Source organism: Minwuia sp. IMCC3009 (genome assembly GCF_029909415.1).
Classification (GTDB): domain Bacteria; phylum Pseudomonadota; class Alphaproteobacteria; order Minwuiales; family Minwuiaceae; genus Minwuia.
Window position 1 is genome coordinate 819,118 of sequence record NZ_CP123781.1, and the last position, 12,751, is coordinate 831,868.

12 protein-coding genes are annotated in these 12,751 nt (G+C 64.4%); 4 read left to right on the forward strand and 8 right to left on the reverse strand.

Going from position 1 to position 12,751, the window contains the following annotated elements; all coding sequences use genetic code 11:
* Positions 1–23: 23 nt before the first annotated feature.
* Both lpdA and QGV55_RS03790 read left to right on the forward strand, forming a co-directional pair.
* Positions 24–1,436: a dihydrolipoyl dehydrogenase gene (lpdA, locus tag QGV55_RS03785; RefSeq protein WP_281018189.1), complete on the forward strand. Its 1,413-nt coding sequence runs from the start codon at positions 24–26 to the stop codon at positions 1,434–1,436.
* A gap of 184 nt (positions 1,437–1,620) precedes the next feature.
* The gene (locus tag QGV55_RS03790; protein ID WP_281018188.1) at positions 1,621–2,307 is read left to right on the forward strand and encodes a DUF5765 domain-containing protein; all 687 of its coding nucleotides are present in this window, start codon (positions 1,621–1,623) and stop codon (positions 2,305–2,307) included.
* A gap of 95 nt (positions 2,308–2,402) precedes the next feature.
* Here the strand turns inward: QGV55_RS03790 and QGV55_RS03795 are convergent, their stop codons facing one another.
* Positions 2,403–2,924 carry a hypothetical protein gene (locus QGV55_RS03795; protein ID WP_281018187.1) on the reverse strand — a complete coding sequence of 174 codons (522 nt, stop codon included), beginning with the start codon at positions 2,922–2,924 and terminating at the stop codon, positions 2,403–2,405.
* The gene (locus QGV55_RS03800; protein WP_281018186.1) at positions 2,924–3,796 is read right to left on the reverse strand and encodes a sulfurtransferase; all 873 of its coding nucleotides are present in this window, start codon (positions 3,794–3,796) and stop codon (positions 2,924–2,926) included. The genes QGV55_RS03795 and QGV55_RS03800 overlap by 1 nt, the downstream gene beginning before the upstream one ends.
* A gap of 108 nt (positions 3,797–3,904) precedes the next feature.
* Here QGV55_RS03800 and QGV55_RS03805 point away from each other — a divergent pair, with 108 nt between their 5' ends.
* Positions 3,905–4,843, forward strand: coding sequence for an aminotransferase class IV (locus tag QGV55_RS03805; RefSeq protein WP_281018185.1), 939 nt, complete (start codon positions 3,905–3,907; stop codon positions 4,841–4,843).
* Between the two features lie 98 nt (positions 4,844–4,941).
* Here QGV55_RS03805 and QGV55_RS03810 read toward each other — a convergent pair whose 3' ends face one another.
* Positions 4,942–6,714: an adenylate/guanylate cyclase domain-containing protein gene (locus QGV55_RS03810; RefSeq protein ID WP_281018184.1), complete on the reverse strand. Its 1,773-nt coding sequence runs from the start codon at positions 6,712–6,714 to the stop codon at positions 4,942–4,944.
* Between the two features lie 65 nt (positions 6,715–6,779).
* Here QGV55_RS03810 and QGV55_RS03815 point away from each other — a divergent pair, with 65 nt between their 5' ends.
* Positions 6,780–7,385, forward strand: coding sequence for a LysE/ArgO family amino acid transporter (locus tag QGV55_RS03815; RefSeq protein WP_281018183.1), 606 nt, complete (start codon positions 6,780–6,782; stop codon positions 7,383–7,385).
* On the opposite strand, the gene QGV55_RS03820 is transcribed toward QGV55_RS03815, so the two are convergent.
* The 5 genes from QGV55_RS03820 to ispG all read right to left on the reverse strand — a co-directional run bounded on the left by QGV55_RS03820 (position 7,386) and on the right by ispG (position 12,714).
* The gene (locus QGV55_RS03820; protein WP_281018182.1) at positions 7,386–8,159 is read right to left on the reverse strand and encodes a DUF4167 domain-containing protein; all 774 of its coding nucleotides are present in this window, start codon (positions 8,157–8,159) and stop codon (positions 7,386–7,388) included.
* 144 nt (positions 8,160–8,303) lie between these two features.
* Positions 8,304–9,209: a peptide chain release factor N(5)-glutamine methyltransferase gene (gene prmC, locus QGV55_RS03825; RefSeq protein ID WP_281020064.1), complete on the reverse strand. Its 906-nt coding sequence runs from the start codon at positions 9,207–9,209 to the stop codon at positions 8,304–8,306.
* Positions 9,193–10,275 carry a peptide chain release factor 1 gene (prfA, locus tag QGV55_RS03830; RefSeq protein ID WP_281018180.1) on the reverse strand — a complete coding sequence of 361 codons (1,083 nt, stop codon included), beginning with the start codon at positions 10,273–10,275 and terminating at the stop codon, positions 9,193–9,195. Before prfA ends, prmC begins: the two co-directional genes overlap by 17 nt.
* Entirely contained in the window at positions 10,275–11,531 is a 1,257-nt protein-coding gene (hisS, locus tag QGV55_RS03835) for a histidine--tRNA ligase (protein ID WP_281018179.1), read from the reverse strand. Before hisS ends, prfA begins: the two co-directional genes overlap by 1 nt.
* Before the next feature lie 49 nt (positions 11,532–11,580).
* A complete protein-coding gene (gene ispG, locus QGV55_RS03840) occupies positions 11,581–12,714 on the reverse strand; it encodes a flavodoxin-dependent (E)-4-hydroxy-3-methylbut-2-enyl-diphosphate synthase (RefSeq protein ID WP_281018178.1) in 1,134 nt (377 codons plus the stop codon).
* Between the last annotated feature and the right edge of the window lie 37 nt (positions 12,715–12,751).

Here is a 12,751-nt window from a genome sequence, read left to right on the forward strand (position 1 = left end):
ACCGATCCTGATAGGCGAAGAGCATGTCTGAAGAGAAGCGTTACGATCTGGTCATCATCGGTGGCGGTCCCGGTGGTTACGTCGCGGCCATCCGCGCCGCCCAGAACGGGCTGTCCGTTGCCTGTGTCGAGATGCGCGGGCGGCTTGGGGGCACCTGCCTGAACGTCGGCTGCATCCCCTCCAAGGCAATGCTGCAAAGCTCCCATCTCTTCGAGGAAGCGCGCGATCACTATGATGTCCACGGCATTCAGACCAGCGGCGTGAAGCTGGATCTGAAGACCATGCTGGGCCGCAAGGACAAGGTCGTCACCGACCTGACCGACGGGATCGAGGGGCTCTTCAAGAAGAACAAGGTCGACTACATCATCGGTACCGGCCGGATCATCGACAATGAAACGGTCGAGGTCAGTCCCGGTGGCCGCAAGAAGAAGCAGACCCTGTCCACGGACACGATCCTGATCGCCACCGGCTCGGAAGTGGCCACGATCCCGAATGTGGAGATCGACGAGAAGCGCATCATTTCCTCCACCGGCGCGCTGGAACTGTCGAAGGTGCCGAAGTCGATGATCGTCATTGGCGGCGGTTATATCGGTCTGGAGCTGGGTTCGGTCTGGCGGCGTCTTGGTGCCGAGGTGACCGTGGTCGAGTTCCTGGACCGTATCACCCCCGGCATGGACGGCGAGATTTCCAAGCGCATGAAGGTGATCCTGGAAAAGCAGGGCATCAAGTTCATGATGGGCACCAAGGTGACCGAGGCCAAGGCGCTGAAGACCAAGGTCAACCTGACAGTGGAACCGGCCAAGGGCGGCGATGCCCAGACGCTGGATGCCGAGGTGGTGCTGGTCTCCGTCGGCCGCCGCCCCTACACGGAGGGACTGGGCCTCGAGAATGTCGGTGTCGAGACGGATCGTGGCTTCATCACCGTTGATGAGCACTTCCAGACCTCCGCGCCCGGCATCTTTGCCATCGGCGATGTCATTCCCGGCCCGATGCTTGCGCACAAGGCGGAGCATGAGGGCGTGGTTGTCGCGGACTACCTCGCTGGAGAGCCGGGGCATGTGAACTACGAAACCGTGCCCGGCGTCGTCTACACCTGGCCCGAAGTTGCCTCCATCGGTCGGACCGAGGAGCAACTCAAGGAAGCGGGCGTGAAGTACGCCGTCGGCAAGTTCCCCTTCTCGGCCAATTCCCGTGCCCGCACGGTGGGGGAGAAAGACGGTCTGGTGAAGATGATCGCCGACAAGGAAACCGATCGCGTGCTGGGGGTTCACATCATCGGCCCCGATGCCGGAACCATGATTCACGAGGCACTGGCGGCGATGGAACTTGGCGGCACTGCACATGAGATCGCGGAGATGTGTCACGCCCATCCGACCCTGAACGAGGCGGTCAAGGAAGCGGCACTGGCGGTCCACAAGCGCACGATCAACATCTGAACCACTCCGGCAAGCGACTGGAGCCGTCCGGAATGCGGTCAGGCAGTGGAGCAATCCAGTGCTCCCGCTTGCAAGTGGCGAACACGACCTGAGTTGATTCGGCCCCGACCAGAGATATATCCCCCTGCTGCCGAGCGAAATGCTAGTATCGGCAATGTGTTGGGGATTATCAGTCTCGCTGGCCATGACAGGTGCCGGCGCCGCCGCGACGGTCATCACGATCAGGCAGAAGCGCGCCAGTGCCATACCGCTGACCATCGCCTATTTCACGGCCATGGAAGGGCTGCAGGCAGCCGGTTACCTCGTGGCGGGCAATTGTTCCGCCCCGGCCAATCAGGTCATTACCTTCTTCTCGCTGCTGCACATCATTTTCCAGCCATTCTTCATCAACGCATTCGCAATGGAACTGAGCCGGTCGCGGATTCGTCCCCTGGCGCGGATTCTGGCCTACGGGGCCTGTGCGTTCTCCGCTTCCTTCATGTTGCTGCAACTCTATCCCTTTGCGTGGGCAGGCTCATGCCGGGTGGGAATGTCCCTGTGCGGAGAAACGATGTGCACGATGCTCGGCGAATGGCATATCGCATGGGCGGCGCCGTTCAATGGCATCGTGAACATGTCGGGATTCGATATCAGTCTGCCGGGTGCGTTTCCGACCTATGTAGTGGCGGCGTTCCTGGCTCCACTTCTGTATGGCGCGTGGCGGTTTGTGCTCTTTCACGCGCTCTTCGGGCCGGTCCTGGCGAGCTTGCTCACCGACAATCCAAACGAGATGCCGGCAATCTGGTGTTTTCTCTCCATCGGGATCGTCACCATCAGCCTGTCACCGCGACTCTGGAAGTCGCTGGCGGCGAAGCCGGTTGCCCATGGATAGCTGGAAGCTGAATCACGGTCCGGCAGGCAGATGGGCAGTTCATTCGGTCAGGCAACCTCCTGTTCCGGCAGCAGTGTGCCCGGCCACCTGTCGTCCTACCAGCGCGGACAGTCACCACGTTTGGTGAAATTGCGCAGGGACAGCAGGTACTGTTCCACAGCGGATCTGACGGCGGCGGTGCATTGCCCGATTTCGGTCTTCAGGGTGTTGCGATAGAGCCCCATGGCAATGCCATGGGTCACCGAAATTGCCGAGATCTGACGTTCCGACCAGCACCCGCTGTTCCGCTCCCGTTCCATCAGGGGCAGGTATGACTGGTTGCCCCAGTCCAGGTCACAGAACTCCGCGAAGGCAGAACCGGCACCGCTGGAAATGACCTGTTCCGTCATGTCCCGCGGCAGCATGCCGTCGATCTTCTCGATGGCATTGGCCGGTTCGCAGGGGGTGCCGCCGCAATCGCCTACCTGGATGTTTGCCACCACCAGATCCGAAACCTCCTTCACCACGCTCTGATCGATCTCCTGGATCATGGAGGGCTCCTCCGCAGCCTGTACGCCGCCGCTGAGCAGGCAACCAGCAAGAAGCAGGGTGAACAGGCGGATCTTGCGAGAAATCATCAGCTATCGGTCTCCATGGGCAGCTCGGGGTTCACGCACCATTCGGTCAGGGAGTTGTCGTACAGCGCCACGTCATCGCGGCCCAGCAGGGCCATGACGAAGGCCGGTGTCGTTGCGGCGATGCCGCCACCGCAATAGGTGACGACGGGGCCGGAGCCATCCGCGCCCACATCGTCCAGCATCTTCTGCAACTGCGGCAGGGGCAGGAACGCCTTCGTCACCGGGTCCAGCATCTCCCGCGCGGGCAGGTTGACGCTGCCCGCGATCCTGCCAGGACGTCCGTAGTGCGTGCCTCCGGTGCCGGAATGCTGGTCCCGCCCCAGGGCGTTGAGTACCGTGGTGCCCGCCTCCGCCAGCGCCGCGCTGACCCTTGCCTGGTCGGCGATCAGCTCCGGACGGGGACGGGGCGTGAAGGTCGCGGGCGGATGCCGGACGCTGCCGCTTTCCGTCGGGCGTCCTTCCGCCTCCCACTTGTCGATGCCGCCATCCAGAACCGCCGCATTGTCGAAGCCGAAGGTCCGCAGCATCCACCAGACACGGGTCGCCCACATGGGATGGAACCGGCTGTAGAGCACGACACGGGTGTCATCGCCGATGCCGATACGACCGGCACCGTCGGCAAAACCCTCTGCCGTGGGCAGGGTGAAACGCAGGTTCGGATCGGGCCGGGAGAGGTCGGCCTGGATGTCGATGAACGCGGCACCCGGAATGTGCGCGGCCTGCCATTCCGCGATGCAGGGCTCGACGCGATAGGTGGATTCAGGATCAGGCGCCAGCCGCGTCGAGCAGTCGAAGATGCGCAGGTCGGGGTCATCCATGCTGTCGGCGAGTTCTGCCGTGCTGATCAGCCAGCGGGCCTGTCTATCGGTCATGTTGCTCCTCCCCGGAAGAAAACTGCGCGCCTGTCCAGCGATTGATGCGGTGTCGGGCTATACGGCCCGGTCGATTGGCGCGATCATGGTGGCCATGGAGGACCGATCATGAACGACCAGACACCCGTACGCCAGAGCGCCGTCGGTGACACCAACCCCTTCGCGGGCGGTTGCGCCTTTGTCGAGGGCGCCTATGTCCCGATCTCGGAGGCAAAGGTCTCCGTGCTCGACTGGGGCTTCAACAAGTCGGATGTGACCTATGACGTCGTGCATGTGCGCGACGGCGGGTTCTTCAGGCTGGACGATCACCTGGACCGCTTCTTCGCCTCCATGGCCGCACTGCGCATGAAGGTGCCGCACGACCGGGCGGAAATGGCGGAGATCCTGACCGAATGCGTGCGCCGGTCGGGGTTGCGCGATTCCTACGTCGCCATGGTGACGACGCGGGGGGTGCCTGCTCCCGGTCTGCCGCGCCTGCCCAGCCTGGTGACCAACCGTTTCATTGCCTATGCCATTCCCTGGGTGGATGTGATCAGCGAGGAAGTGCAGGAACGCGGCGCCCATCTGATCATCGCGAAGACACCACGCATTCCTGCTGCTTCCGTTGACCCGACAGTGAAGAACTATCACTGGGGGGACATGATCCGCGCCCTGTTCGAGGCGGAGGATGCAGGTGCCGATACGGCAGTGCTGCTGGACCAGGACGGCTACGTGACGGAGGGACCGGGCTTCAACGTCTTTGCGGTCATCGACGGCACGGTGGTCTCGCCTGACCGGGGCGCGCTGGAAGGGGTGACACGGCAATCCGTGCTCGATCTCTGCGCGAAGCTCGGCATTCCCTGTGAGGTCAGGCCCCTGACGGCCGATGAGTTGCGCGAAGCGGACGAGGTCTTCACCTCGACGACAGCCGGTGGCGTGATGCCTGCGTCACGCATCGACGGGCGCATCAAGGGCAATGACCGGCCGGGACCGGTGTCCATGCGCCTGAAGGAATCCTACTGGCAGTTCCACAAGGATGGCTGGCACATCACGCCCATCGACTACTGATTCCGCCGGAGGTTCCGCGATCATGTAGGGCAGGAATGGCCTGGACTCCCGTACCGGGAAGATCGAGATTGCGTCCCGGACGCTGACGCCGCCGCAGATCAGAGCAGCCAGCCCTCCACCGACCCCGCGCGGCCTTTCAGCAGGACATCGCCGATACAGGTTGCATCATCAACGGCGCGCGCGGCAGTCACCGTCGCTCCGCTGGCCAGAATGACTGTTGCACCGGCATTGGCGGACAGTTTCGCTGCCTGTGTCTCCAGCCGGTTGGCGATATTCACCGTGTCACCGACGATCGTGTAGTTCATGCGGTCCGTCGCACCGATATTGCCGACAACCACGGGCCCGGTATGGAGGCCGATGCGGACGTTCACCGGATCATCGCGGTGACTGTTGTCCATCGCCACGGCCTCGCGGATGGCCCTTGCCGCCAGTACGGCCCGCGCCGCGTGATCGTCCTGCGGCTCCGGCGCGCCCCAGAACGCCATGACCGCATCGCCGATGAACTTGTCGATGGTACCGCCGGTTGCCTCGATCTCCGCGGCCAGCAGATCGAAATGCGCGTTCAGGAAGTCGGCCGTCTGCTGGGCGCTCCACTTCTCCGAACGGCCCGTGAATCCGCTGATGTCGGTGAACATCACCGTCACCATGCGTTCCTGGCTCATGGCGGCTTCGGGTTGTCCCTGCGCCATCAGGTTCTGCACCAGGCGCTTCGGAACATAGGTCTCGAACCAGCGCAGTCCCGTGATCATGCCGTTCATGGAGGCAGCAGCCTTGTCCAGTTCCCGGAAGGTACTGCGGGGCAGGGGTTCCAGCCCCTCCAGATCCAGCCTGCGTGCCCGATCTGCGAACTGCGCCAGCCTGACAAGCGGGCTGGCCAGACGCCGGGCGGCGAACAGGGCGATCAGCAGACTGAGGATCAGTACCGCGAACCCGGCCAGCCCGGCCTTCAGCAGGCGCAGCAGTTCCGTCGTCACATCCTCCAGCGGAAAGGCAAGCGCCAGCTTCCACGGTACGGTGCCATAGCGATCCATCCGCGCGATCAGCAGGACGTGATTGTCGCCGGGCAGGTTGACGATGCGGGACTCGAAATCCTCCGCCTGCACGGTCAGCAACTGGGTCCGCCCCTCCAGATAGGCACTCAGGATCGGATCCTTGAAATCAGCCGCCGACAGGTGATCGGGGCGTGCATCGGCTGCGATGCGACCATCGAACATGGCCGGATGTGCCAGAACACGATCGTCGCCGTGAATGATGAAGGCGGTGGCATAGACCTGGGCAGCGGCATCGGCCACGGTCCGGGCCAGCAGGTTGGTCGGCACTCGGGCGCCGATCATGCCGACGAACGTGCCATCGATCTTCACCGCGCGCTGATAGGTCAGCAGCGGCGTGCCGATCTCGTGGTTCCACAGGATCTCGCCCCATTGTGGCGGCTGGTCCGCCGCCGCCGCGATCCTGTCGATGATGTCGGGAACGCTCAGCAGATCGCCGCGGCTGACCACACCGTTGCCATCCTGGCGCCGCACATCCAGCATCTGTGCTTCCAGATCGACGAATGACATGGCGCGGGTCACGGGTGTGGCGGCCAGCGCTCCGGTCATCATCTTGGCCAGAGGGCCGTCGATATTGAGCGGCTGGCGGGGGTTCTCCGCCTCCAGGAACGTGCCGACGAAGCCGACCTGTCTCTCGACAGGATGCAGCTCCGCATGGATTCCGTTCTGGATGAGTTGCAGCGCAATGCGCGCATTGCCGAGCAGCAGATCCTGCGTGTTGCGTCGCGCACTGCCAAAGCCGAGGAACAGCACGGTCACCACGGCCAGCAGCACCAGCCCACCAATGCCGATGGTCAGGCCCGCGCGCATGCCTATGGTCAATCGTGGCAACCGAAGCTTCATCAAGGTGCTATACGGGCAATCCGGTTCGGTTAGAAGGGGCTTTGATGAGCGCGGCGATTGAAGGGTTTCTGTTGAGCTTCGGACTGATTCTCGCCATCGGTGCCCAGAACGCCTTCGTGCTGCGTCAGGGACTGAAACGGGAGTATGTCCTGACGATCACGACGATTTGCGCGGCAGCCGACGCGTTGCTGATCGGCGCGGGCGTCCTGGGGCTGGGCAGCCTGATCCGGGAAGCGCCCGGACTGATCACGATCGTCACCATTGGCGGCGCGGTCTTCCTGTTCGCATACGGGTTGCTGGCGCTGCGCCGCGCGCTGTCGCCCTCCGCCCTGGAAGCCGCCGCAGACCGCGGCCTGAGTTACCGGGGGGCCATCCTGACGGTGCTGGCCTTCACGTTCCTGAACCCGCACGTCTATCTGGATACGGTGGTGATGCTGGGTGGCCTGTCCGCACGCTACGACCTCGCCAGCCGCTTCGCCTTCTGGGGGGGCGGCGCGCTGGCATCGGCCGTCTTCTTCTACAGCCTGGGCTTTGGCGCGCGCTGGCTTTCGCCCGTGTTCGCGCGCCCGTCAGCCTGGCGGGTCTTTGATGTGATCGTCGGACTGATCATGTGGGGTATCGCGGCATCACTGCTCACGACGCTTGCCTGATCAGTCAGCCGCATCCTCGGATGCCGGATCGGCCGGCGCCGCAGCGGCGGGGCTTTCCTCGCGCGGCTTGCGCGGCCGGCGCACGCGCTTCACGACTCGTTCGAGGCCAGCGGTGTCCGACTCCTCGACCTGGGCTACAGGTGCGGCGGGTGCGGTGACGGGGATTGGTGCCGGTGCGCTGTCTTCGGGGGTGTCGGAGGCAGCGGCCTGCGGCTGGCCGTCTGCCTGCCCGTCACGGTCCCGGTTCTCGCTCCGGCGGGGCCGACGCGGTTGCCGGGGCGCGCGTTCCTGCCGCTCCCCACGGTCCTGCCGCTCGCCACGGTCCTGGAACTCCGACCGGTCCTGATCGTCGTCGTCATTCCCCTGATTCTGCTGGCCCCGGTTGTCATCACCGTTGTTGTTGCGGCCCTGGTTGCGCCGTTGTCCACGGCGCGGATCATCGGGCTGATCCTGCTCGGCAAAGTCGCGATCTTCGTCCATGCCCGGCTGGCCGTTCTGATCATAGTCGCCGCCGCCGTTCTGCTGCGGACGGTTGTTCGGCTGCTGGCTGGACATGATGCGGTAATAGTGTTCGGCGTGCTGCCAGAAACCTTCCGCAGCAATCGGGTCGCCCGTTGCCTGCGCGTCCCGCGCAAGCTGGCTGTACTTCTCGTAGACCTGGCTGGCGTTACCGCGGATCTTGCCCTCGGGACCGTTGCTTTCAAAGCTGCGGTTGGGATTCGGTGCGCGCCGGTTTGAACGACCGCGCGCACGGTTCTTGTTGGGTGCTCTCATTGATCCGCCAAATTGTCGCTTCGGGATATCATCCATCGTCTTCTGACGAGAGATGCCTGCTCGCGCAAACGCGCTTTTGTGTGAGCTGTCGGTCCGGGGGGTATGCCGAAAGACATATCACGCCCGAAAGGCCGTGAACGAAAGCTACGTCGTACCACCGCCATTTCCAAGTGCTTTTTTTGCACAGACGGCGGTTTGCAGCGCGACTCCACGATTTATTCCACCCAGATCGGTGGCTGTTGCGGTGATTTCAAGGCCGGAGTGTTCTGCCAGCCGTGCCATGGCCGCCTCCTGCCCCTGCCCATGCTCCAGAATCGCAGTGCCTTCGGCTTTCAGGTGACCGGCAAGTCGCGGCAGCAGGATGCGATAGGGATCAAGACCATCCCGACCGCCATCCAGCGCCAGACGCGGTTCGTGGTCCCGGACTTCCGGGGCCAGGCCGTGGATGTCGTCGGACGGGATGTAGGGCGGATTGCTGATGATGAGGTCAAAGTGTCCTGTGACGCCGGACAGCCATTCGCCTTGCTGAAACGCGGCGCGATCCTGCAGCCCCAGCGCGGCGGCATTGCCCCTGGCCACTTCCAGTGCCGCCGCCGAAATATCGATCCCGAGACCCTGCGCCTGCGGACGCTCCGCCAGCAGGGTCAGCAGCAGACAGCCCGTCCCCGTGCCCAGATCGAGAATGCGTGTGGGCTCATCGGACGCCAGATGCCGCAAGGCCAGTTCGACAACACATTCGGAATCGGGGCGCGGGTCCAGCACGTCCGGCGTGACCATGAACGCCCGCCCGTAGAATTCCCTGCGACCTGTCAGGTGAGACACGGGCCTGCGTTCCAGACGACCGTCGATCAGGGCATCGAAGCGCGCGACCTGAGCCGGGGCGACGGGCCTGGTGGATCCTGGCAAGAGGCTGGCCGGGTCGCACTGCATGGCGTTGCCCAGCAGTACCCGCGCGTCCAGTCTGGGCGACGGCAGATCGGCCTGCCGGAGCTGCCGCGTGGCCCGGTCCAGCAGCGCACCGACGGTTTCCTGTTCAGCTGGCCTCGGCAAGGCTTTCCAACCGCCGGGCCTGATCCTCTGCCACCAGCGCCTCGATCACCTCACCCAACGCGTCACCGCTGACGATCTCCGCCAGCTTGTAGAGTGTCAGGTTGATGCGATGATCGGTCATGCGCCCCTGCGGGAAGTTGTAGGTGCGTATCCGCTCCGACCGGTCGCCGCTGCCGACCTGCTGCCGACGGTCCGCCGCACGCTCGCCATCGACGCGCTGCCGCTCCGCATCATAGAGGCGGGCACGCAGCACCTTCATCGCCTTGGCGCGGTTCTTGTGCTGGGACTTCTCGTCCTGCTGCGTCACCACGATACCTGTGGGGATATGCGTGATCCGGACCGCCGAGTCGGTGGTGTTGACGGACTGGCCGCCCGGCCCGGAGGCACGGTAGACATCGATGCGCAGATCCTGGTCGTCGATCACCACATCGACCTCCTGCGCCTCCGGCAGGACCGCGACAGTGGCAGCGGAGGTATGGATGCGCCCGCCGGATTCGGTCTGCGGCACCCGCTGGACACGATGGGTGCCGGATTCGAACTTCAGGTTGGCGAAGACATTCTGGCCATTGATCTCGGCGATGCCTTCCTTCAGGCCGCCCAGATCGGTCTCGCTGATCTCCATGGCCTGAAACCGCCAGCCGGAGAGTTCGGCGTAACGCTGGTACATGCGGAACAGTTCGCCCGCGAACAGGGCTGCTTCCTCCCCGCCCGTACCGGCGCGGACCTCCAGGATGGCGCTGCGGGCGTCGGCCGCGTCACCGGGCAGCAGCTGCAGCATCAGCGACCGCTCCAGCGCCGGGCGTTCCTTCGACAGCGTGTCCAGCTCGTCCCGCGCCAGATCGCGCATCTCCGCATCCCCGTCCGGATCGTCGATCAGGGCCTGCAGGTCGGCCGCCTCCGCATCCATGGCCGAAAGGCGGTTGATACCCTCCACGACGGGGCTCAGTTCAGCATATTCCCGGGCCAGGTCGGTGAAATCGTCACGATCCCCGCCGCCCTCCGCCATCAGGGCTTCCAGTTCCTCATGACGTACCTGAATGCGTTTCAGCCGGTCGCGCGGGATCATCAGACGCGGCTTCCCTCATGTTCAGCCAGTGCCCGGGTCAGACCGTCCAGCGCAACCTCGCTCTGATCGCCGGTCGTCAGGTTGCGCACCTGAACCACGCCCTTCGCCAGCTCGTCGTCGCCAAAGATCAGGGCCGCCGCCGCATTCAGCTTGTCGGCACGCTTCATGCGCTTGCCGAGATTGCCGCGAAAGGCCTGATCGACGATGAAGCCGTCACGGCGCAGCGCCTGTCCGATCTTCAGGGCTTCGGTCTCCGCGTCCTCACCGATCGGGATCAGCGCAATGGGGCGGGGGGCTGCGCCGGTCGCCCCGGAGAGCATCGCCAGCCGCTCGATACCGCCCGCCCAGCCGATGCCGGGGGTCGCGGGGCCGCCAAGCTGGCCGATCAGCCCGTCATAGCGCCCGCCCGCGATTACTGCCCCCTGTGCACCCAGCGCGTCGGTCACGAACTCGAATGCGGTGTGGGTGTAGTAGTCCAGACCGCGCACCAGCCGGGGGTTCAGTTCGTAGGCGATGCCCAGCGTGTCCAGCCCGAACAGGACGGTGCCGAAGAAGTCCTGGCTATGCTGGTTCAGATAGTCGCCGAACAGCGGCGCGTTCTCCACGATCCTGCGGTCGCCCTCATCCTTCGAATCGAGAATGCGGAGCGGATTGCGCGTCAGACGACCGAGACTGTCTTCCGACAGGCTGGATCGGTGGTCGTTGAAATAGGCCACCAGCGCCTCGCGGTAGCTGTCGCGGCTTTCAGGATCGCCCAGGGTATTCAGGTGCAGCACCGTCTTGTGCAGCACATTCAGCCGGTTGAGGATTTCCGCGCCGACCGAGATCACCTCCACGTCCGCCGCCGGTTCAGGGGCACCGATGATCTCGATGTCGATCTGGTGGAACTGGCGCTGACGGCCCTTCTGCGGACGCTCGTAGCGGAACATCGGTCCGGCACCGAAGGCGCGGAACGGCACATTCTGCTGCAGCCCGTTGGAGATGAAGGCCCGGCAGATCGCCGCCGTGTATTCGGGGCGCAGCGTGATCGACTCGCCGCCGCGATCATCGAAGGAATACATTTCCTTCGAGACCACGTCCGACGTTTCACCCATCGAGCGGGCGAAGACATCGGTGAACTCGAAGATCGGCGTCGCCATCTCCCGATAGCCGTAGGTCGCTGCGGTCTGGCGCGCGACGGAGATGACTTCCCCGTGCGCGGCGAAGTCATCAGGCAACAGGTCGTGGGTGCCGCGAACGGGCTGGGCTTTGGCCATGGGTTTCTTCTTGTTTCAGGTGTTCGGATGAAGTGGAGGTCGGACCGGCTCAGGCGGCGTCCGGTGTTGCCGCCTCGGCTGCTTCGGCGGCCTGGATGGCGGCGACCTTCGCCTCCACCATGCCGACGATATGCTCGACCAGCTTCTCGTCGTCGACATTGTGGTCCGCAATGCCTCCGACATAGACCTTGTGATTGCGGCCCTTGGCGCCGCCGGTCAGGCCGATGTCGGTTTCCCGCGCCTCGCCCGGTCCGTTCACGACACAGCCGATGATCGACAGCGTCATCGGTGTCGTGATGTGGGCCAGTCTCTCCTCCAGCACTTCCACGGTCTTGATGACGGGAAAGGCCTGCCGGGCGCAGGAGGGACAGGAAATGATGGTGACACCCCTGCGGCGAAGCCCGAGCGACTTCAGGATCTCGTAGCCGACCTTCACCTCTTCCACCGGATCGGCGGAAAGCGATACCCGGATCGTGTCTCCGATCCCGGCCCACAGCAGGGCGCCCAGGCCAATGGATGACTTCACGGAGCCGCCGATCATGCCGCCCGCCTCCGTGATGCCCAGGTGCAGGGGGTAGTCACAGGCCTCTGCCAGACCCTGGTAGGCGGCAACCGACAGGAAGACGTCGGACGCCTTGACGGAGATCTTGAACTCGCGGAAGTCGTTGTCTTCCAGGATGCGGGCGTGATCCAGCGCGCTCTCGACCATCGCTTCCGGGCAGGGTTCGCCGTACTTCTCCAGCAGGTGCCGCTCCAGACTGCCGGCATTGACGCCGATACGCATGGAGCAACCGTGATCCCGTGCGGCCTTCACGACCTCCCGGACCCGTTCGGCGGATCCGATGTTGCCGGGATTGATCCGCAGGCATGCCGCGCCCGCCTCCGCCGCCTCGATGGCGCGCTTGTAGTGGAAATGGATGTCGGCGACGATGGGCACCGAGGCGGCGCGCACGATCTGGCGCAGCGCCTTCGTCGATTCCTCGTCGGGGCAGGAGACACGGACGATGTCCGCCCCTGCCTCCTCCGCCGCGCGGACCTGGGCGATGGTGGCTTCCGCGTCCGAAGTCACCGTGTTGGTCATGGTCTGTACGGCAATCGGGGCGTCGCCACCCACCAGAACATCGCCAACCCTGATCTGGCGGGACTTGCGGCGGTAGATGTCGCGATAGGGGCGGACGCTCATGGGGCGATCCTCACTCTCGGTTTGTCTGGTTCGTGCG